Raw genomic sequence first — 20126 nt, 5'->3', positions numbered from 1 at the left:
CATTCTTATTTTAACTATTAAACTCCAAAGATTGCCATGAATGTACCGGCTGCTACTGCAGTACCGATAACACCGGCAACATTTGGTCCCATGGCATGCATCAGCAGGAAGTTTGTAGGATCTGCCTCAGCTCCTACCTTCTGAGACACACGGGCTGCCATAGGAACGGCAGATACACCAGCAGAACCAATCAACGGATTAATCTTTCCGCCGGACAATTTGCACATCAGTTTGCCGAGGAGCACACCGCCTGCGGTACCCACAGCGAATGCAACCAGACCCAGGACTACGATTTTGAGTGTATCCAGGTTCAGGAATGCCTCAGCGCTTGTAGATGCACCTACGGAAGTACCAAGTAAGATAACTACGATGTACATAAGAGCATTGGATGCTGTCTCTGTTAACTGCTTTACAACACCTGATTCTCTGAACAGGTTACCCAGCATAAGCATACCTACCAGAGGAGCCGTAGTGGGGAGAATCAGACAAACAACGATTGTGATAATAATAGGGAACAGAATTTTTTCCAGTTTTGTTACCGGGCGAAGCTGTTCCATCTTAATTTTTCTTTCCTTCTCAGTAGTGAGAAGCTTCATAATCGGCGGCTGAATAATTGGCACCAGTGACATATAGGAATAAGCTGCCACGGCAATGGGGCCCATCAAAGTGGTCTGTCCCAGTTTACCAGCCAGGAAGATAGAGGTCGGACCATCCGCCCCTCCGATAATGGAAATAGCCGCCGCAGCTTTTCCATTGAATCCCAAGAAAATTGCTAAGAAATATGCCCCGTAGATACCCAGCTGCGCTGCGGCACCCAGAAGGAAGCTTTTAGGGTTGGCAATCAGGGGACCAAAATCGGTCATGGCGCCAACACCCATAAAAATCAGAGACGGCAGTATACTCCACTCGTCAAGCAGATAGAAATAGTGGAGAAGTCCGCCCACGCCGTTTGATGCATCTTCGGCTCTCAGCATAATATCCGGATAAATGTTAACCAGCAGCATACCAAATGCAATCGGAACCAGCAGCAAAGGTTCAAAACCTTTTCTTATTGCCAGAAATAAGAATACACAGGCAACTGCGATCATCAGATAGTTTCCCCATGTTAAATTAAAGAAAGCAGTCTGATGAAGCAGGTTAGACAGTGTTTCTGTTACATAAGACATTTTTTTACCTCCCATTGTAAGTTTTCAGGCAGGCAGATACCTGCCGCAGGGAATTTACACAGAATGCAAATTCTAGTTCATTGATGCTAAGATGTCACCAGACTCAATGGCGTCGCCTACAGATACATCAATACTTGCAATGGTTCCGTCCTGAGGTGCTACAACCGGAATCTCCATTTTCATGGCTTCCAGAATAATAATCGCGTCACCGGCCTTCACAGCCTGTCCTGCAGAAGCTTCTACTTTAAATACCTTACCTGGTACGGAAGCTTTTACTTCAACAGCCCCTGCTGCCCCTGCTGCTGCCTTTTTAGGTGCTGCTGCAGGTGCTGCCTTAGGTGCAGCTTTTGGCGCTGCCGCCGGTGCTGCAGGAGCGCTGCCGGTACCTTCTTCTACGGTTACATCATATGCAGTTCCATTCACTGTAATTGTATAGTTTTTCATGATTTTTCCTCCTATTGATTAAGCTCTCTGCCAATTTCTTTTATTTGATTTTCTGATAGATCTTACTACAAAACTGTCAGTGGAAGTATTCTCAGATGCTGCAATCGCCGCTGCAATTACTGCTACCAGCTCTCCGTCATCCACAAGCTCTTCTTCCTGCACCAGGGCAGGAGCTGCAGCGGTTGCTGTTTCTGCTGCAGGTGCTGTTTTCTGGGGAGCAGCCTCGCTCTTTTTAAACTTATCTGCAATGGCTGGTATGAATTTAAAAAGATAAATCAGAAAACTCAGGAATATCAGCATCAGGAATACAATGCCGACTCCCATCAGTGTATTCATACCGGCTCTCTGTAATTTGGTTCCCATGGAGTACTGTACATCAATACCCATAGAGGTAGCAGCGTACTTTTTATCAAATGTAATAGTAAAAACTGCTTCTTCCTTTTCAAATTTAGTTGGTATGGTAACCGTAATCATATCTTTATCTGTCTCCAGAGCGGCATCTCCCATACTCACATAGGCACCCAGTTCATCTCTGCTCCCCTGCCATGCTTCCATAGCAGATACAGAGAACGCATCTTCGGATTCCAGATAAGACTGTATGGTCTCATCATCCATGACCACAATTGCTTCAACGGCGGACTGGGCAGACTGAATCAGCTGACTTTGAATGTCTTCGCTCACCTCAAGCCCAGTGCTCTCATCCTTCTTCCCACCGCAGGCGGTAAGGGCAGCGAAGAGAACGCCCATCAAAACAATGCTAAATATTTTTTTCCATGTCTGCTTCATATGATTCACCTCGCCTAAACCGTGCCATGTTTCTTACTTGGTCGGTCTTCTCTCTTTGTGAATAACATTTCAAAAGCTCCAATCACATATTTTCTTGTGTCTTCTGCTTCAATAATTGTGTCCACATATCCTCTCTTCGCAGCTGCCTGAGCGCTTGACTGAAGAGTTGCATATTCTGCTGCTTTTTCATTGATTGTCGCTGCGTCTGCGCCTGCATACATAATCTTTGCCGCCAGCTTTGCATCCATCATACCGATCTCTGCTGTAGGCCATGCAAATACCATATCTGCTCCGGTAGATTTGCTGTTCATAGTCAGGTATGCACTTCCGTAGGCTGTGCCAATCACAACGTTCACCTTCGGCACAGTTGCATTTGTATATGCATATGTTAATGCCGCAGCTGCTTTTGCCATATTCGCTTCGGCACATTTTGTTGCTTTATATCCTTTTGCGTTGGTAAGTGTCAGCACTGGAATATCAAAAGCATCACAGAAATCTACAAATTCTGCCGCCTTTTTACATCCTCTTGCAGAGAGGACATTGTCGAATTCTTCTGTCTTATTGCCTTCTGCATCATATACTTCGGTTCTATTGGCAACACATCCAACGGTTGCGCCGTTCAGACGGATAAAACCAGTTACCATGTCTTGCGCATAGCTGGATTTCACTTCAAAAAATACATTATTATCTGCAATCTGAGAAAGAGCAATAGAAGTATCGCCGACACAGTTAGCAAGTTCTGTACAAACCCGATTTAAATCATCTGTACATTCTGTGTAAGACATATCATCTTCGTTGTTGGCCGGAAGCATACTTACCAAAGCTCTCATCTGTGCTATGATTTCTTCTTCACTTCCCACACCGTCTACCAGTCCGGTCTCTTCGCTCTGGAACTTTGCGCTGGATGTATCGCATTTGGAGATTTCATTCCCGTCAATTGCGTTGGGAGAGTTTACAAATAATTTGCCTTTTTTCTCTTCCATAAATGTAAAATCTGTCATCGCAGATGCAATGGCAAGACCGCCTCCGCACGTTCCGAAGATACCTGTAACCTGAGGTATCACACCTGATGCCAGAGCCTGCTTGGTGTAGATTTCGCCGAATCCGTTTAATGCGTCTGTAGCCTCTTCCAGACGAAAACCTGCGCAATCTACCAGTCCGATTACAGGTGCTCCTGTCTTCATTGCCAGATTATAGAGGTTTGTGATTTTTTTAGCATGCATTTCGCCGATGGTTCCGTTTAATACAGAAGCATCCTGGCTGTAAACATAGACTAAATTGCCGTCGATCACACCATAACCTGTAATGACACCATCAGACGGTGTTTCCTTTTCAGATAAGTTGAAATCCGTATTTCTAGCTGTAATCTGCCCGCCGATTTCAACAAAACTGTTCTCGTCAAGTAAAGAATTGATTCTTTGACTTGCTAAGCTTTGTGCTGTACTACTCATTCTTCAGCCCTCCATTTTTTATTATTGACCAAAATTTTACCAATGTAAAACCAATTTCTGCCGAGTATAATTGTACCTTGTTTCACGACTTTTTTCAACATGTATTTTGTGAAAATTTTAATGAAAAAAGGGCAAAAAAAGCCGGGGTTTCTGGCTTTTTTTCTAAAGAACCCCGGCTATTTTAAACGATATTTATTAGTTATTTCCTGAATCATATAAAAAAACTTCACTGCAGCCTCTTTTGCTACTCCCGGATTCCGGTAATCCATCCTGTGTTCCATAAGCATTCCGTGAAAAAGATAACAATTCATCTCACTCAATATCCTGGCCGCTTCCGGCGTAATCTCCCCTGCCCGGGCTGCCCTTTGAAGCATCATATAATCCCTCTGTTTCAGGTCATTGCTGAAAAACACACTGTCTGAAAGACCGTCAAATTCTGTCACATCTTCCGGAAACATCCGGTAATATTCAAAAATAGTGTCTCCCAGATTCTCTTTATACTTGCCGAAAAATAGCATTTCATAGATGGGGATCGACGCAAAGGCATACCCTGCAAAACAGTTCCACAGCGTCAGATACTGCTCCAGAGGATTCATATTTTCGTTCAATGTGTTTTTAAAACAGCGGATATAATCCTGAAGAAAACGCACGGAAGCATACATAATCAACTGATCCATATCTGCAAAATGTTTATACAATGCAGTACTGCTCAGACCCAGTCCGCTTGTTATTTTCCGGATGCTCAGGCCCTGCAGGCCTTCCCGCTGCATAATCTCATAGGTCCTTTGAATCAGCTCTTTTTTCGTATTTTTTTCTCCCATTTTTTCACCCATATCTGTCCTTTACAGCTGCAAATCCCGTATCTTTTTTAGAAGAATCTCAGTTACCGCAGGGATTCCCCGGATACTGCCGCTTTCATCTTTTTCACATACTCTGCCACCGGTACCACAGCATTTTCCCCATAGCTGGCGACGATTTTAACAATAGCTGACCCCACAATAGCCCCGTCTGAAATCCGGGCCATTTTGGCCGCCTGTTCCGGCGTGGAGATGCCGAATCCTACGGCACAGGGAACCTGGGTTTCCTCCCGGATCATAGCAGTCATCTCCCCCACATCTGTCTTAATCTCACTTCTGACGCCGGTCACCCCCAGGGAGGAAACACAGTAAATAAAGCCTTTCGCTTCCTTTGCAATCATCCGGATTCTCTCATTAGACGTGGGGGCCACAAGAGAGATCAGATCCACTCCAAAGGCTTCGCATTCCCCAGCAATCTCTTTCTTTTCCTCAAAGGGAAGGTCCGGTACAATCAGTCCGTCGATCCCGCATTCCACGCACCGTTTTAAAAAGTGTTCCTTTCCATACGTATAGATAGGATTGATATAGGTTAAAAACACTATAGGAACCGTAACCTTTTCCCTGGCTCTTTTCACCATATCAAAGAGCCTGTCTGTGGTACATCCCGCTGCCAGAGCTCTCTCATTAGCCTCCTGGATCACAATCCCTTCTGCGATGGGATCGGAAAAGGGAACACCGATCTCAATCAAATCCGCCCCGGCTTCCTCCATGGCAGCCAAAAGCTTTTCTGTCACGTCCAGATTGGGATCTCCTCCTGTCACAAAAGGAATAAATGCTTTTTTATTTTCAAATGCTTTATATATATTACTCATAGATTTCCACTCCTCTGTATCTTGCTATCGCCGCCACATCCTTGTCTCCCCGTCCGGATATATTGATTACGATGATTTTATCTTTCTCCATGGTTGGCGCCAGTTTTCTGGCATAGGCTACAGCGTGTGCGCTTTCTACCGCCGGAATAATTCCTTCTGTTCTTGATAAGTATTCAAAGGCGGCCACAGCCTCTTCGTCGGTTATGGGCACATACCGGGCCCTTCCGGTGCCGGCCAGATGGGCGTGTTCCGGTCCGATGCCGGGGTAATCCAGGCCTGCGGAAATGGAATAAACCGGAGCAATCTGACCGTATTCATCCTGACAGAACAAGGATTTCATCCCATGGAAGATGCCTTCGCTGCCCTTAGCAATCGTAGCCGCGTGTTTTGAAGTATCCACCCCCAGCCCGGCAGCCTCGCACCCAATCAGCTGCACCTCTTTGTGAGGAATAAATTCATAAAACGCACCCATAGCGTTGCTTCCTCCGCCCACACAGGCAATGACTGCATCCGGCAGCCTTCCTTCCCGCTCTGCAATCTGCTCTTTGATTTCTTTCCCAATGATTTTCTGAAAATCCCTTACAATCATGGGAAATGGATGGGGGCCCATCACAGAGCCGAGAACGTAGAGGGTATCGTCCATCCGCCGGGTCCACTCTCTCATGGTTTCATTCACGGCATCCTTCAGGGTCATGGTGCCGCTGGTTACAGCATGCACCTTAGCCCCCAAAAGCTCCATCCGGTACACATTCAGCGCCTGGCGGTCCGTATCCTCCTTTCCCATAAACACTTCACATTCCATACCCATAAGGGCAGCTGCCGTTGCTGTGGCCACACCGTGCTGTCCGGCACCTGTCTCTGCTATCACTCTTGTCTTTCCCATTTTTTTAGCCAGCAGCACCTGCCCTAAGACATTATTGATTTTATGGGATCCAGTATGATTCAGGTCCTCTCTTTTCAGATAAATCTTGGCTCCCCCCAGATCCTTTGTCATTTTCTCTGCATAGTACAGACGGGAAGGTCTCCCCGCATAATTTCTGTATAAATCATCCAGCTCTGCCACAAAGTCCGGATCCTCTTTGTAAGTATTATAAGCCTCCTCCAGCTCATGGACTGCATTCATTAATGTCTCAGGGATATACTGTCCTCCGTATTCCCCGTATCTTCCTTCACTCATATGCCCTTACCCTTTCTATAAATTTCTTTACTTTTTCAAAATCTTTATATCCGTCGGTTTCCACTGCACTGCTTACATCTACGGCATAGGGGGAAGCCGCCGCTATGGCCTCTCCTGCGTTGCTCTCCTTTAATCCCCCGGCCAGAAAAAACGGTTTGTCTATAGGCGGGATCAGATGCCAGTCAAATGTTTTTCCGCTTCCCCCATACATTCCTTTCGTATAGGTGTCCAAAAGGAGATAGTCACAGGGAAGCTCAGCCCCCTCTCGAATCTGCTGTCTGTCTCTGACTCTCAATGCTTTGATTACCGGAACCTCAACCTTCTCTTTCAGCCTCTGTATATATTCTGCACTCTCATCTCCGTGAAGCTGCACCATATCTATGATTTGGCTCTCACAGAGAGTCTCTATCACTTCAGGATATTCATTTACAAACACCCCCACTGCCTGAATCTCAGGATCCAACGCCTTTTTCAGCTCCAGAGCGCTGTCAATCCCCAGCTGCCTGGGACTTTTGGCAAACACGAACCCCACATAGTCAGGCCTGCATGTATTTGCCATTAGAATATCTTCTTTTCTGCGCATTCCGCATATCTTAATTTTTGTCATTCACTCACATCCCCTGAAGCATTCTGAGCATCTGCTTCTTATCTCTGCTTCTCATTAAAGTTTCTCCAATTAGTACACCGTTCACCTTTGCGCTGCGAAGTGCCTGTATATCCTCAGGGGTTTTTATGCCGCTCTCAGCCACAAAAATTTTGTCGGCAGGCGCCATGGAACGCAGCCGTATACTATTGTTAATATCCACGGTAAAATCCTTTAAGTTTCTGTTATTTACACCGATAATTCTGGCGTTGGCCTTTAGTGCGGATTCCATCTCCTTCTCGTCGTGGACCTCCACCAGCGCGGAAAGTCCAAGAGTATCGCACAAGGATATATACTCCGCAATCGTCTCTGTATCCAGAAGGGCACAGATGAGAAGCACCATGGAAGCGCCCAGGACTTTTGCCTCATAAATCTGATAAGGGTCCACTGTGAAATCTTTTCTAAGCACAGGAATGTTTACGTTCTCTGCGATCTCCTTCAGATACTTGTCACTCCCCATAAAATATTTCGGTTCTGTGAGGCAGGAGATCACAGCTGCGCCTGCCCGCTCGTATTCACCAGCGATCTCGAGATAAGGAAATTCTTCTGCAATGATTCCTTTGGAGGGTGATGCCTTTTTCACCTCGCAGATAAAGTGTATCCCCTCTTCCCCCAATATCTGCTCTGCCGGGAACCCCGCATCTCTCCCTTTTTTCAGAGCCTCCTCCCGGATGGTATGGTACGGGATTCTTTCCTTTGCTTTCTGTACCCTCCGGACGGCATGGGCTGCAATTTCTTCCAGTATCATCCTTTCACCTCTTTCGTTGCGGCAACAAACTCGTCTAATTTTGCCAGAGCTTTCTTTTCATCTATCAGGTCTGCGGCCATGGCAATTCCCTCCTTAAGGCTAATGTCATCAATTCCCAGATACAAGCTCATGCCGGCATTCATAAGGATTACATCTCTTTTTGGCCCCCGTTCGGTTCCCTCCAGGATATCCCTGGTAATCCGCGCATTCTCTTTTGGGCTGCCGCCTACCAGCTGAGAAAGCTCACACCGTTTCAGACCAAATTGTTCCGGTGAGATATTGTAGGAGGATATTTCCCCGAACCGAATTTCATATACTGTAGTCTCACCGGTCAGGGTAATCTCATCCAGGCCGTCATCTCCGCATACCACCACGCCTCTGGTCACTCCCAGATTCGACAGCACCTGTGCCAGGGGTTCTGCCAGTTTTCTGTCATACACCCCCAGAAGCTGCATAGTTGCCGCCGCCGGGTTTGATAAAGGTCCAAGAATATTGAATACTGTCCGGGCCCCCAGCTCCTTCCGCACAGGCGCTGCGTATTTCATGGAAGAGTGATAGGTCTGGGCGAACATAAAGCACATATTCGTCTGTTTGAGAACCTTTTCATTTTGCTCCGGGGACAATGCCACCTCAGCGCCGAGATGCTCCAGAACGTCAGCTGCTCCGCTTTTGCTGGATACGCTGCGGTTGCCGTGTTTGGCCACAGGAACGCCTCCGGCGGCGACAACAAAAGCAGAAGTTGTTGATATATTAAAGGTTCCGGCCTCATCGCCTCCCGTCCCCACAATATCTATGACCTCTCTCTCTGGCTTTAGTTTAATTCCCTTTTCACGCATCACAGTTGCAAATGCTGTAATCTCGTCTATGGTCTCCCCCTGCATGCGGAGCGCGGTTAAAAATCCCCCCATCTGGGCCTGGGTGGCTGTACCATCCATCATCTCTTCCATAACGCCTTTTGCCTCTTCATATGTTAAGTCTGAACCGTTTAATACTTTATGAATTGCCTCTTTAATCATGTTATCGTCCTCCTGTTTGTCATCGTTTTATTCTAAATTTAAAAAATTCTCCATTATTCTCCGACCGTTGGGAGTCAGTATCGACTCCGGATGGAACTGCACCCCGTATACCAGATACTTCTGGTGCTGTACTGCCATAATCTCACCATTTTTTGCCCTGCCGATTACTCTCAAACAGTCCGGCATAGTATCCGGGACCGCCACCAGGGAGTGATATCTGGCTACCGCTATCTCTCTGTCCAGTCCCCGGAACAAATAGCTTTCGGTATCTATTGTAATTCTGCTCTGTTTGCCGTGCATCAGTTCTTTTGCATGGCCGATAGCCGCGCCATAGGCTTCGCATATTCCCTGATGGCCCAGACACACCCCCAGAATGGGAATCTTTCCCTGAAGCTTTTTTACTGTCTCTTCACATATCCCCGCATCCCCGGGGTATCCTGGTCCCGGAGAGAGTATAATATGGGATGGCTGCAGCGCTTCGATCTCCTCCACTGTCATAGCATCGTTGCGGATGACCTTAATATGGGGGCAGATACTACCTGCCATCTGTACCAGATTATATGAAAAACTATCATAGTTATCGATCAGCAGTACCATTATTCCAGCACCTCCCCTGCATGTATGATTGCGTTCATCACTGCCGCCGCTTTATTGGCAGATTCCTCATATTCTTTTTCCGGAACACTGTCGGCCACGATGCCGCCGCCTGCCTGAACATATACTTTTCCGTCCTTTTTTACTGCCATACGTATGGCGATGCAGGTATCCAGATTGCCTGTAAAATCCAGATATCCCAATGCTCCTCCGTAAATTCCTCTCGGTTCGCTCTCCAGCTCCTCGATGATTTGGCAGGCCCTGATCTTAGGGGCTCCGGAAAGTGTTCCTGCGGGCAGCACTGCTTCTATGGCGCTTAATCCGTCGCATTCCCTGCGTATCTCTCCTTCTACCTGAGAACATATATGCATGATTTTTGAATACTTGTGAATCATTTTATACTGGGTCACCTCAACTGTATCAAACTTAGAGATTCTGCCTAAGTCATTTCTTCCCAGGTCCACCAGCATATTATGCTCTGCCAGCTCCTTTTCATCTTTCAGAAGCTCTTCTTCCAGGTTTCTGTCCTCTTCTTCGGTCTCTCCTCTGGGGCGGGAACCGGCCACAGGGAATGTCGTCAGTCTTCCATTTTCCAGCCTGACCAAAGTCTCCGGGGAGGAGCTCATAATCTCTTCCCCGTCAATATGAAAATAGACCATATATGGAGAAGGATTGGTGGTTCTGAGCACCCGGTAGGGAAGTATCAGGCTGCCCTCATAGGGGCTTGTGAACTGTCTGGAAATCACTGCCTGAAAGATATCTCCATCCACAATATGCTCCTTGGTCTTCTCCACAATCCGGCAGTATTCCTCTTTGCTCACATTGCAGGAGAACTCTATCTTTTCTTTGGGAGCTTCCTGCTCTCCCACCGGCGCGTTGCGGATCAGGCTAATGATATTCTCTATATCCGCCATTGCCTTCCCATAGTTTTCCATCACCTTGTCTGTTTTCATATTCACAACAATGCAGATTTTCTGTTTCAGGTGGTCGTAGGCGATCACCTTATCAAAAAGCATCATATCGTAATCATTAAAATTGCCCTTTTTAATATTCAGGACCGGCTCTGCATATCCCATCATGGAATACGCGAAGTATCCCACGAATCCCCCTGCAAAAGGAGGCATCCCGGACAATCTTGGGGCTCTGTGGGATTTCATCACCTCACGGAGCACTTCCAGCGGATGTTCTGTGGGGATCACCTCTTTCTCCAGGCCCTGCTCTTTTATCACCTGATCATTTTTACAGAAAACACGCATCACAGGATCATATCCCAAAAAGGAGTATCTGCCCCACTTTTCACCGCCCTCTATGCTCTCCAGCAGAAAAAAGCGGTTGCTGATATTTGCCAGTTTTCTAAGTAGTGTAATTGGCGTAATTACATCTGCATAGATTTCCCTGCACACAGGAATTACCTGGTAGTCTTTTGCCAATTCTAAAATTTCTTCACAGCTTGGCTGTATCATAATATGTTCCTCCTTTTTGATTAGATATCCAAAGATCAAAAAAACCTCTGCCCCTTCTGAAACGAAGGGACAGAGGCAAACTCTGCGGTACCACCCAAATTGCCGATCACTAATCGGCCACTCTATCATGCACTGACATACATGCCCTGTTGATAACGGATAAGGCTCCCGTCGGTGTCTACTCTCTTCCAGGAAGATTTCAAGCCGCCCTCGCAAGTCCATTCAATAAAAACTGTTATTGCTGCTATCCCACCACCAGCAGCTCTCTGGAAATAAATATTTTTACCTACTACTCTTGCTCATTGGTTTGTTCTTTGAATTAGTTCTTTAATGTAATACAGTATATGGAATTTTTCTGTGTTTGTCAACCGTTTTTTTTATTCAGATTTGCAAACGGCATCCTGCTTACCGGGATGCCGTTTAATGCTTACCAGAAAAGATATTTGGTAAATTCAGAATTCTCCTGGAAAACCAGGCAGGTATCCTGAAGTCTGTCCTCTGCAATTGCGAAGCCCAGATGTATTGTTTTTGACTCTGAAGGCGCAAAATTCATATAATAAAAATGTTTTCTCTCCTGCAGATAGCTGGACTGATCGAAATAGAAAGGCATCTGATCCGGCTGTATGCCGTACATATCCTGGGATAAAATCCGATAAGTATCGCTGTCCTCACTGCCGTACGTATACAGCCTGGGGGTTAGACCGATATCTTCAATCGTTTCCTCTGTGGTATTTGTCATCTCCATGGTCACCCAAAGGTATTTCATATTCACAGTGCCCAGATCCTTAGTTTTTGTCTCATTATCCTCCCAGACCACCTCTGTCCTCTGATAGGGAAGAAGGGTTCCGTCTTCGCTGATATACTCTCCAACTGCCTCCGGATCACTGAAGTATTGGGAATCCAGTGAGTCTGTGGGCACTTTATCAAGAATATCCACATCTTTTACCGTATAGGTCAGACTCTCTTGCCCGGCTCCTGCACTCTCCCCTATATCCTGGAAGTTTGCGTACGGCAGGGTGTCTCCTACACGGATGATGTCATCCTGTCCGAATTTCATCTGTTCCTCGATCACCTCCGGATCGTCCTTTACAGGTTTCTGAAAAGCCTGATATGTTTTGTCATCCTCCTGGACAACCTCATATCGGATATTCTCCGCCACCTTGATCACCTCGTCCAGAGGGATTTCATCGGAAGCCATAATCTCGATGACATTTCCCGTCTCTTCATAGAAAAGATAGATTATATGACTGTATTCGGATCCCTTTCTTGTTATTACCGTTGCTTTGACTCCGTTAATCGTAGTATCCTCTGCCTCGCTTGCCCCCGGCACGGTCAAATCACTCTGCCAGTTTGCCGACACAATCGAAATTCCGGTTCCTCCGTACTCCCCATTCAGAGAATATTTGTTATCATCCCACTCCTGATATCCCTGAGGCAGGTAATCTGCATAAATTTTAATGGGGGGAACGTATGTATCGTCTGTCCGTTCCAGATGAATATTCGCCTCTCCCTTATCTTTATCCACGTCTACACTGGCTTGATAGATAGAAATGGCCGCATATACGCTCAGCGATACACTCAGTACCAGCACGGCACAGGCGCAGGCCGCAGCTGTTCTGCTCCATCTTCTCCTGGTTTTTCCCCCGGCTGCTGCCAGAAGGCTCTCTTTCTTTTTCTGATATTCCTGTGAGAATTCATGATCTTCTTCCTGCTGAAGCTGTTCTCTCAGGTACTCTTCCCCCAGATTCTTCAATAATTGCTCCATATTGGGTTTCTGACTCATTTATTTCATCTCCCATCCGTTTTTCTATTAATTTTCTGGCACGCTCCATTCTTTTGGATACTACATCCTCTGATACATTGAGGATTCGTGCCGTTTCCCGGTTGCTGAATCCAAAGTAGCAGCGAAGTTTAATCACTTCCAGATAGATTGGCTGCAGTTCATAGAGAACCCTGCTTAAGAAATCTCTGTCCACAGCCTGCTGCCCGATATCTATAGATATTACCTTCTCCTGGGACAGCGCATCCTCCACGGTACACATCTCGCTGTCTCTGTAATTTTTCCTGTATTGATCAATGGCCGTTGTTTTCAGTATCCGCATAACCAGCCTTTTGGTTTTTCCGCTGTCAGCTTCTGTGATCCTGGGCAGATATTTCATCAGTTTTACAAATGCATCCTGTACGGCGTCCTCTGCCTGCTGCACCTGGTGCAGAACACAATACGCTGTCTTATACATATCCTGCTCATAAAGCCGGTATATGTCTTCCAGGATCTCTCTCTGGTCTGCCTTATTTTTAAGACGCAGACTCATCGATTCCACCTCCCCTTTTTCTTTTTTCGAGCGCTCTTATCTAATATAACGAATGGGGCTTCTGATTACTGACAAAAGAGCAGAGAAAATTACTTTCTCTGCTCCATTTCCTACAAGGTTACTTTTCTGAAGTTCTTTTTGCCTCTTTTTACAACAATGCCATCCCCTTTCAGGGATTCCCCGGGAACCAGATGCTTGATGTCCGTTATCTTCTCTCCGTCCACAGAGACGCCGCCCTGTTCCACTGCACGTCTTCCTTCGGAACGGGAGGGTACTAATCCGGATTTCTGGAGGAGTGAGATAATGTCAATGCTGCCGTCCGTAAGATCCGACTCCTCCAGCTGTGAGGCAGGCATATTCACCGCATTTCCCTTTGAAAACAACGCTCTTGCACCCTCCTGCGCCTTAAGGGCTTCCTCTTCGCCGTGCACAAGATTCGTCAGTTCATATGCCAGAATCTCTTTTGCCTTGTTCAGCTGGCTGCCTTCCCACTTGTCCATCTCGTCAATCTGTTCTATCGGAAGGAAGGTCAGCATACGCAGGCATTTCAGCACATCTGCGTCCCCCACATTTCTCCAGTACTGGTAAAAGTCAAAGGGTGATGTTTTCTTCGGATCCAGCCAAACAGCCCCAGACTGGGTTTTACCCATTTTTTTGCCCTCTGAGTTCAAAAGCAGCGTTATGGTCATGGCATACGCATCTTTTCCCAGCTTTCTTCTGATAAGCTCTGTACCCCCCAGCATATTGCTCCACTGATCGTCCCCGCCGAACTGCATGTTACAGCCGTATTTCTGGAACAGTGCATAAAAATCATAGCTCTGCATGATCATGTAATTAAACTCCAGGAAGCTCAGTCCCTTTTCCATACGCTGCTTGTAGCACTCAGCTGTCAGCATCCGGTTCACACTAAAATGAGGACCTACCTCTCTGAGAAGTTCTATATAATTTAGATCCATCAGCCAGTCCGCATTATTGACCATGAGTGCCTTGCCCTCAGAAAAATCAATAAAACGGCTCATCTGCTCTTTAAAACAGTCACAGTTGTGCTGGATCGTCTCCACCGTCATCATCTGGCGCATATCCGACCGTCCGGAAGGATCACCAATCATGCCCGTTCCTCCTCCGAGCAGGGCAATGGGTTTATTTCCGGCCATCTGCAGGCGCTTCATCAGACATAATGCCATAAAATGCCCTACATGAAGGCTGTCTGCCGTTGGGTCAAACCCAATATAAAAGGTTGCCTTTCCGTTATTGACTAATTCCTTAATCTCCTCTTCATCTGTTACCTGTGCAATGAGGCCTCTTGCCTGCAGTTCTTCATAAACTGTCATTTCTGTTCTCCCTTTCTCTTTTAAACTTATTATTCCATCTTGCAAGTTCTATAAGGATAAGAAAGCAAAAAAACTCCCGTCCTTCCCGTTGCGAAAGGACGGGAGAGATTCCCGTGTTACCACCTTACTTCACAGCCAGTTCACACTGACTGCCTTATCAAGTACAGCATTCGTTGCGATACTTCTGCACGGTAACGTGTGCAATTCCGTCGCAGCCTACCAACACAGTGTGTGCCTTCAGTGCGAAGCTCCAAGATGTATTCAGAATCAGTTTCTGCCTGCACCTCTCATCCGCCGGTTGCTTTCTGTAAGTTCCCCTGATTCCTACTTGTTCTTTTCTCTGCTTTTCTTTATCTTATACTCCGGGGACCGCTTTTTCACGAGTCCTCTTCGTTATGCGACATATGAAATTAAATTCAGTATACAAACAGCATTCCCGTTTGTCAAGTATCAAATACAACAGTAACTGTGGTTCCTTCCTCCAAACTGCTCTTTACCCTAATTTTTCCCCTGTGATTTTCTGTGATTGTCCTGGCAATGGCCAGTCCCAGTCCGTAACCTCCTGCTTTTCTGGATCTGGACTTGTCGGAGCGGTAAAACCGTTCAAATAAATGTTCCAGCTCTTCTTTCGGGATCACGTCCCCGGTATTTTTTACCTCCAGGTGAATCTTTTCCTGTTTTTTTTCCAGATTTACGGTTATCTTTCCTTTGGGCTTTACGTACTTGCAGGCATTGTCCAAAAGGATGGCAATCAGCTGCTTAATCTGCCCCTCATCTCCAAGGAAGGATATCTCCGGAGAAATATTTTCCTCCAGAAGTACATCCCGCTCAAATGCCAGAGGTTCAAAGGGCAGGATACAGCTCCACAATACATTGCTCAGATCAAAGGCAGCGTATACCACAGGTGTCTGCATGGCATCGGATCTTGCAAGGAAAAGCAGATTGTCCAGGAGCTCCTTCATGCGCCCGGCCTCTGTCTGTGTATTTTCCAGCCATCTTTTTTCTTCCCGGATTGTTCTGTCCTGATGGTTGGAGAGAATGCTGAGGTTGGCCAGAATCACGGTTAGAGGCGTTTTAAGCTCATGGGAAGCATCTGCGATAAACTGCCGCTGCTGCTCCCAGGCTTTCTCCACCGGATTCAGCGCCCAGCGGGACAGAAAAAGGCTGACCACAAAAAAAGCAAGGAAGCCTCCGGCAAATACCAGTGCGCTGGCTGTGAACAGATTTTTCATTCCATTGATTTCTCTGCTGGCATCCACAAAAGCGATGATATTCCCCTGTTCCGTCTTTTTTATCTGATATCTCAGCTGGTAGCTGCGGAGCAGTCCTTTTTCTTCCCCCTGGCTGCGCACAGTTTCTGCAATCTCTATGGCATCCTCCTGGTCAATGTCCACTCCGCTGTCATCAATATTCAGGATATTTCCTTCCCCATCCAGGGCTATCACAAACAGAGCACCCATATTTATGGGGAGCTTTTCCTGTCTGGGCCTCATCTCCATCCTTGGAAGCAGGCTTCCCCTGCCTTCGCTCAGGGCATGATTCAGCGCAATATCACTGTCCATCTGGTATCTTTTGTAATTGGTGAAGCACAGTACACCGAATACAATCAACAGGACCAGAGTAACCAGTGACATATTTATAAGAATAAATTTTTTCCGAAGCTTCTTGATCATGCTTCCGCGGCCTCCAGCCTGTATCCCGCCTTGCGGATTGTGCCTATGGCTGTGCGGGATCCTAAAAAGTTCAGCTTCTTTCTCAGAAACGATATATAGGCTTCCACATTATTATCCTCCACATCCGCCTCCACGCCCCATACCTTTGTGATCAAAGTATCCTTCGATACAATAATTCTGGGATTGGACATTAGTATCTTCAGAATTTCAAATTCTTTATACCCTAAATGTATATTTTTTCCTCCGCACCAGAGGTCATTGGTAGACAGCACCAGCGTAAGGTCCTGAAACTTGAGTTCTTCCATAATTACCTCTCCCATGCGCCTGGTCAGTGCCCGTATTCTGGCCAATAGTTCTTCTTTTACAAAGGGTTTGGTCATATAATCGTCAGCCCCTTTATCAAGGCCCACCACTTTATCCCGCACCTCATCCCTTGCGGTAAGCATCAGGACGGGAACTTCTATTTTTTCTGCCCGAAGCTCCTTTACAATCTGGAATCCATCCAAACCGGGAAGCATCACATCCAGAACCACCACGTCATACTGACCGCTCAGAGCATAGCTCAGCCCGTCCCTCCCGTCATATACCACATCCGCCATATATTTTTCTTCCCGCATTATCTCGCCCAGGGCATCTGCCAGTCTGATCTCATCTTCTACAATTAATACATGCAATTTTTGTTCCCCGCTTTCCAGGTTATTCCACGTCCTATCACTATATTACAAGAATATAGTATCAGGCTGAAAATAGTCTGAAAGCCTTTCATCTGCCCTGCAGTCTGTTCAGTTTATTCTATACCTGCCACTGACGCTGAAGACTTTCTATCTCTTGTTTCAGTTCCTCTTCCCTCTCCCGGAATAAAAGCTTTTTGCTGCAGGCGAAGTATTCCGGACAGCCGTGCCGGCGTATGAAGTCCATCCCCTCACGGTTTTTTGACAGCCCGGTGACAAACAATATCATCTCCTGGTCATCCCCGAAGGTATCCTGCATAAAATCAAAGGCTTTTTTCAGAGCCTTTTGGGTCCGGAGTATTACCTGCTTTCTGCGTTCAGTCTCAAGAGCAAACAATGCACGCAGTTTTTCCACTGCCAGGTCTGCCCGGGTTAGTCTCTCCTCTTTTAAGATTAGCAGATATCCTTCCATGATACGCAGCACCTTTTCTTCCAGTTCCTCTTCTTTCACAGATATCAGTTCCGCCTGTACCTTTACCTCCAGACTATGTCTCTGCTGTTCCAGAAAGTCTTCCAGAGCTGCTGAGCTGCTGTTGTCCGAAAGCCAGTCCCTGGCGGATAACAACCGCTGATGCAGACGCTTTACCAAAGCTTCTGCTTCTGTATATCTGCCAAAGTACTCACTCAGCTGATCCAGGAGGAGGCCGGCAATTGTCAGCCTTTCATCAAAGGCAGCCGCCTGTCCCATATCTACTTTCCGGGAGTATGCCTCTGCCCCCAGTGTTCCTTCCAGCATCTCTGTAATCTGATAGTCTCCCTGATATTTCTCATACAAATGATAATAGGAGGCAAAATCTCTGGCAATGTCCTCTTTCTGCAGATACTGTACCATTAAATCTTCTGTTACAGGTATATGCAGTTCTTCGTAGCTCTTTATCATTTCCGAAAGATCCTCCCAGCCTCTTGCTGTGACGAAGAATTTGCCCTCTGGGGTATTCTCTACGAGATAAAAGTTGTCTTTCCTGATATTCAGATACGACAGAATGCCCCCGTGTATACGATTTCCGCTGGCATACTCCATCCAGACACTGCAATCTGCCTCTACAAGAATCTTTTTTACACGGTCCAGAGTGACTACGTCAAATTCCCGGACGGACTTATTGTACGCAGGGGGGTTCCCTGCCGCCACAATCACCCAGCCTTGGGGAACCTTATGACTTCCAAAGGTCTTATTCTGCAGAAACTGAAGCATCGTCGGAGCCAGTGTCTCTGAGACGCAGTTAATCTCATCAATAAACAGGATTCCCTCCTGATGCCCGGTGCGTTCTATGCACTCGTATACAGAGGCAATAATCTCACTCATGGTATATTCGGTGACCTGAAAAGACGTGCCCTGATAAATCCTCTCCTCAATCCTCGGAAGTCCTATGGCACTCTGGCGGGTGTGGTGGGTAATAGTGTATGCCACCAGTCCCACGTTGCATTCCTCTGCAATCTGCTCCATAATAGCCGTCTTTCCGATTCCCGGAGGTCCTATTAAAAGTACCGGCCTCTGCCGGCTGCGGGGAAACAGATACTCTCCCCTCTCGTTTTTTCGGGTATATGCCCGTATGGTATTTTTTATCTCCGTCTTTGCCTCTTTAATGTTCATGGGATCCTCCCTCTAAAATCAACTTTGCAGCCCAGGCGGGAAGCATCTGCTGCTTCAGGCTTTCCTCCCGCAAAAATACAAATGCGGCCTCATAGTCCGGTTTCACCCTGGGGTAGATGCCGTCGCCGTCTGTAAAATATATCAGGGCTTTTAGATTTCTGATCTCTTTTTGCTTTTTCAGCTGCTCCACATAGTTAAAAACAGGGCGGAAATCAGTGCCTCCCCGGCCCTGGATCCGAATATGATCCCTATAGTTTTTCCAGGTCTCCCGGCTGGTAACAACGGCCACATCCTGAATATAGCAGTCACACTGTATGATAAATACTTTCATTTTTTGAAAAAAGTTCTCTTTTTCGCTTAAGATTGTATACGTTTCTTCCAGAAATCTCTGTACCATTTCCCTGGAGCAGGAGCCAGAGGTGTCAATGGCTATGACAAGCTCCTCCAGCTTATGTCCCTCTTTGTATTCCAAAGGCTCGATCAGGGGCATATTCCCATAATGCTCCATCCCGTAATGATAAAATATATAGTCAAAGCTCTCGGTATCCAGCTCCACTTCTTCTCTGGGTACTGCAAACCGCTTTAGAAAACTACGGTAGTCATATTTTCCCTTGTGCAGCCGCTCCACGCAGTCAGACCGGTCCCCTTTCCGGCTTCCCGCTCTTTTGCTCATCCCCCGCACATTCTGGCTGGTATAGGCTGTAATTTTCTCCCATTTATGTTTGACTGCTTCCAGTCTGCTGGGATCTGCCTTTTGTATCCAGAAGTGATGGTCATCTCTCATAAACGCTGTTCTCAATGCTTCCGCCGGCCAGGGGAATACCTCTTTCCGAAGCATATGGTAGAGGTTCTCAGCGGAAGCCGGGGTGCCCTGAAGACAGGCCATACAGTCCCGGGCTTCCGGTGCCAGCGGATACACAGCTCCCGCCATCCTTGCTGCCGCCATCTCGACCGCCATATCACAGGCCAGGTTCCACAGCGGGATATCCTTGTCCGGCTCCTCTGTTATATGCAGAAAGAGGCAGTGAAGTACCATATGAAGATATGCTGCCTTCACCCGTACAGGGGACTCCCTGTAGCAATCCATTACATATTCCGGGGAATAGTAGACCGAATCCCCATCCGTACCCCAGCTTCCCGTATCCTTTCCTGCCTGAAACCTCAGTCCTCCCAATGCTGCGGGATACAGAGGAAACCTGGTAAAAAGCTCATTTCTGCAGTTTTCCCATATTTTCAGGCACAGCAACTCTTTTGCCTGTCTAAGCGCCCGCTTCCTGTCTGTCTCCATTTGTCCTCACCTTTTCCGTTTTATCGCACTCCTTTTACTGTTT

The 20126-nt window shown here is 46.8% G+C and carries 19 protein-coding genes and 2 other annotated features; all 19 genes read right to left on the bottom strand.

What is annotated here, in order from left to right; genetic code table 11:
* Positions 1-17: 17 nt before the first annotated feature.
* The 19 genes from ACGHCT_RS12090 to ACGHCT_RS12000 all read right to left on the bottom strand — a co-directional run bounded on the left by ACGHCT_RS12090 (position 18) and on the right by ACGHCT_RS12000 (position 20083).
* Positions 18-1166 (bottom strand): sodium ion-translocating decarboxylase subunit beta, encoded by a 1149-nt coding sequence (locus ACGHCT_RS12090; RefSeq protein WP_390436087.1) that lies wholly within the window; start codon positions 1164-1166, stop codon positions 18-20.
* Between the two features lie 72 nt (positions 1167-1238).
* On the bottom strand, positions 1239-1610 hold the full coding sequence (locus ACGHCT_RS12085; protein WP_390436085.1) for a biotin/lipoyl-binding carrier protein: 372 nt from the start codon (positions 1608-1610) through the stop codon (positions 1239-1241).
* 18 nt (positions 1611-1628) lie between these two features.
* A complete protein-coding gene (locus ACGHCT_RS12080) occupies positions 1629-2396 on the bottom strand; it encodes an OadG family transporter subunit (RefSeq protein ID WP_390436083.1) in 768 nt (255 codons plus the stop codon).
* A gap of 14 nt (positions 2397-2410) precedes the next feature.
* Positions 2411-3847 carry an acyl-CoA carboxylase subunit beta gene (locus ACGHCT_RS12075; protein WP_072850834.1) on the bottom strand — a complete coding sequence of 479 codons (1437 nt, stop codon included), beginning with the start codon at positions 3845-3847 and terminating at the stop codon, positions 2411-2413.
* A 176-nt stretch (positions 3848-4023) separates the two neighbouring features.
* Positions 4024-4668 carry a TetR/AcrR family transcriptional regulator gene (locus tag ACGHCT_RS12070; RefSeq protein WP_390436081.1) on the bottom strand — a complete coding sequence of 215 codons (645 nt, stop codon included), beginning with the start codon at positions 4666-4668 and terminating at the stop codon, positions 4024-4026.
* Positions 4669-4730: 62 nt separating this feature from the next.
* Positions 4731-5516, bottom strand: a complete 786-nt coding sequence (trpA, locus tag ACGHCT_RS12065) for a tryptophan synthase subunit alpha (protein WP_390436079.1) — start codon at positions 5514-5516, stop codon at positions 4731-4733.
* Complete coding sequence (trpB, locus tag ACGHCT_RS12060) at positions 5509-6693, bottom strand: tryptophan synthase subunit beta (protein ID WP_072850828.1); 1185 nt, start codon at positions 6691-6693, stop codon at positions 5509-5511. The genes trpA and trpB overlap by 8 nt, the downstream gene beginning before the upstream one ends.
* Complete coding sequence (locus ACGHCT_RS12055; RefSeq protein ID WP_390436077.1) at positions 6686-7300, bottom strand: phosphoribosylanthranilate isomerase; 615 nt, start codon at positions 7298-7300, stop codon at positions 6686-6688. The genes trpB and ACGHCT_RS12055 overlap by 8 nt, the downstream gene beginning before the upstream one ends.
* A 4-nt stretch (positions 7301-7304) precedes the next feature.
* Positions 7305-8084: an indole-3-glycerol phosphate synthase TrpC gene (gene trpC, locus ACGHCT_RS12050; RefSeq protein ID WP_390436075.1), complete on the bottom strand. Its 780-nt coding sequence runs from the start codon at positions 8082-8084 to the stop codon at positions 7305-7307.
* Positions 8081-9100, bottom strand: coding sequence for an anthranilate phosphoribosyltransferase (trpD, locus tag ACGHCT_RS12045; protein WP_072850822.1), 1020 nt, complete (start codon positions 9098-9100; stop codon positions 8081-8083). Before trpD ends, trpC begins: the two co-directional genes overlap by 4 nt.
* A 27-nt stretch (positions 9101-9127) precedes the next feature.
* Positions 9128-9697 carry an aminodeoxychorismate/anthranilate synthase component II gene (locus ACGHCT_RS12040; protein ID WP_072850820.1) on the bottom strand — a complete coding sequence of 190 codons (570 nt, stop codon included), beginning with the start codon at positions 9695-9697 and terminating at the stop codon, positions 9128-9130.
* On the bottom strand, positions 9697-11157 hold the full coding sequence (gene trpE, locus ACGHCT_RS12035) for an anthranilate synthase component I (protein WP_390436073.1): 1461 nt from the start codon (positions 11155-11157) through the stop codon (positions 9697-9699). Before trpE ends, ACGHCT_RS12040 begins: the two co-directional genes overlap by 1 nt.
* A gap of 62 nt (positions 11158-11219) precedes the next feature.
* Positions 11220-11469 (bottom strand) — a binding site (T-box leader).
* A 115-nt stretch (positions 11470-11584) separates the two neighbouring features.
* A complete protein-coding gene (locus tag ACGHCT_RS12030; RefSeq protein ID WP_390436071.1) occupies positions 11585-12940 on the bottom strand; it encodes a DUF4367 domain-containing protein in 1356 nt (451 codons plus the stop codon).
* Entirely contained in the window at positions 12852-13469 is a 618-nt protein-coding gene (locus tag ACGHCT_RS12025) for an RNA polymerase sigma factor (RefSeq protein WP_072850814.1), read from the bottom strand. The genes ACGHCT_RS12030 and ACGHCT_RS12025 overlap by 89 nt, the downstream gene beginning before the upstream one ends.
* Before the next feature lie 110 nt (positions 13470-13579).
* Entirely contained in the window at positions 13580-14800 is a 1221-nt protein-coding gene (gene tyrS / locus ACGHCT_RS12020; protein WP_072850812.1) for a tyrosine--tRNA ligase, read from the bottom strand.
* A gap of 91 nt (positions 14801-14891) precedes the next feature.
* Positions 14892-15150: a binding site (T-box leader), on the bottom strand.
* Between the two features lie 93 nt (positions 15151-15243).
* Positions 15244-16473, bottom strand: a complete 1230-nt coding sequence (locus ACGHCT_RS12015) for a cell wall metabolism sensor histidine kinase WalK (RefSeq protein WP_072850810.1) — start codon at positions 16471-16473, stop codon at positions 15244-15246.
* Positions 16470-17147 (bottom strand): response regulator transcription factor, encoded by a 678-nt coding sequence (locus ACGHCT_RS12010; protein ID WP_072850808.1) that lies wholly within the window; start codon positions 17145-17147, stop codon positions 16470-16472. Before ACGHCT_RS12010 ends, ACGHCT_RS12015 begins: the two co-directional genes overlap by 4 nt.
* Before the next feature lie 118 nt (positions 17148-17265).
* The gene (locus ACGHCT_RS12005; RefSeq protein ID WP_390436068.1) at positions 17266-18795 is read right to left on the bottom strand and encodes an ATP-binding protein; all 1530 of its coding nucleotides are present in this window, start codon (positions 18793-18795) and stop codon (positions 17266-17268) included.
* Positions 18785-20083: a VWA-like domain-containing protein gene (locus tag ACGHCT_RS12000; RefSeq protein ID WP_390436067.1), complete on the bottom strand. Its 1299-nt coding sequence runs from the start codon at positions 20081-20083 to the stop codon at positions 18785-18787. Before ACGHCT_RS12000 ends, ACGHCT_RS12005 begins: the two co-directional genes overlap by 11 nt.
* Positions 20084-20126 lie beyond the last annotated feature (43 nt).

Origin of the sequence: Lactonifactor longoviformis, from assembly GCF_042848515.1 — a bacterium.
In the GTDB taxonomy this organism is placed as follows: domain Bacteria; phylum Bacillota; class Clostridia; order Lachnospirales; family Lachnospiraceae; genus Lactonifactor; species Lactonifactor longoviformis.
The sequence above is the reverse complement of the archived record's forward strand: the minus strand, read 5'-3'. Positions and strand labels throughout refer to the sequence as shown.

Coding starts and splice junctions, on each gene's coding strand:
- tyrS (WP_072850812.1), bottom strand. CDS start 14,800: ATGACAGTTTATGAAGAACTGCAGGCAAGAGGCCTCATTGCACAGGTA.
- trpB (WP_072850828.1), bottom strand. CDS start 6,693: ATGAGTGAAGGAAGATACGGGGAATACGGAGGACAGTATATCCCTGAG.
- ACGHCT_RS12090 (WP_390436087.1), bottom strand. CDS start 1,166: ATGTCTTATGTAACAGAAACACTGTCTAACCTGCTTCATCAGACTGCT.
- trpA (WP_390436079.1), bottom strand. CDS start 5,516: ATGAGTAATATATATAAAGCATTTGAAAATAAAAAAGCATTTATTCCT.
- ACGHCT_RS12070 (WP_390436081.1), bottom strand. CDS start 4,668: ATGGGAGAAAAAAATACGAAAAAAGAGCTGATTCAAAGGACCTATGAG.
- ACGHCT_RS12055 (WP_390436077.1), bottom strand. CDS start 7,300: ATGACAAAAATTAAGATATGCGGAATGCGCAGAAAAGAAGATATTCTA.
- ACGHCT_RS12025 (WP_072850814.1), bottom strand. CDS start 13,469: ATGAGTCTGCGTCTTAAAAATAAGGCAGACCAGAGAGAGATCCTGGAA.
- trpD (WP_072850822.1), bottom strand. CDS start 9,100: ATGATTAAAGAGGCAATTCATAAAGTATTAAACGGTTCAGACTTAACA.
- ACGHCT_RS12075 (WP_072850834.1), bottom strand. CDS start 3,847: ATGAGTAGTACAGCACAAAGCTTAGCAAGTCAAAGAATCAATTCTTTA.
- ACGHCT_RS12005 (WP_390436068.1), bottom strand. CDS start 18,795: ATGAACATTAAAGAGGCAAAGACGGAGATAAAAAATACCATACGGGCA.
- ACGHCT_RS12000 (WP_390436067.1), bottom strand. CDS start 20,083: ATGGAGACAGACAGGAAGCGGGCGCTTAGACAGGCAAAAGAGTTGCTG.
- ACGHCT_RS12040 (WP_072850820.1), bottom strand. CDS start 9,697: ATGGTACTGCTGATCGATAACTATGATAGTTTTTCATATAATCTGGTA.
- trpC (WP_390436075.1), bottom strand. CDS start 8,084: ATGATACTGGAAGAAATTGCAGCCCATGCCGTCCGGAGGGTACAGAAA.
- trpE (WP_390436073.1), bottom strand. CDS start 11,157: ATGATACAGCCAAGCTGTGAAGAAATTTTAGAATTGGCAAAAGACTAC.
- ACGHCT_RS12015 (WP_072850810.1), bottom strand. CDS start 16,473: ATGATCAAGAAGCTTCGGAAAAAATTTATTCTTATAAATATGTCACTG.
- ACGHCT_RS12085 (WP_390436085.1), bottom strand. CDS start 1,610: ATGAAAAACTATACAATTACAGTGAATGGAACTGCATATGATGTAACC.
- ACGHCT_RS12080 (WP_390436083.1), bottom strand. CDS start 2,396: ATGAAGCAGACATGGAAAAAAATATTTAGCATTGTTTTGATGGGCGTT.
- ACGHCT_RS12030 (WP_390436071.1), bottom strand. CDS start 12,940: ATGAGTCAGAAACCCAATATGGAGCAATTATTGAAGAATCTGGGGGAA.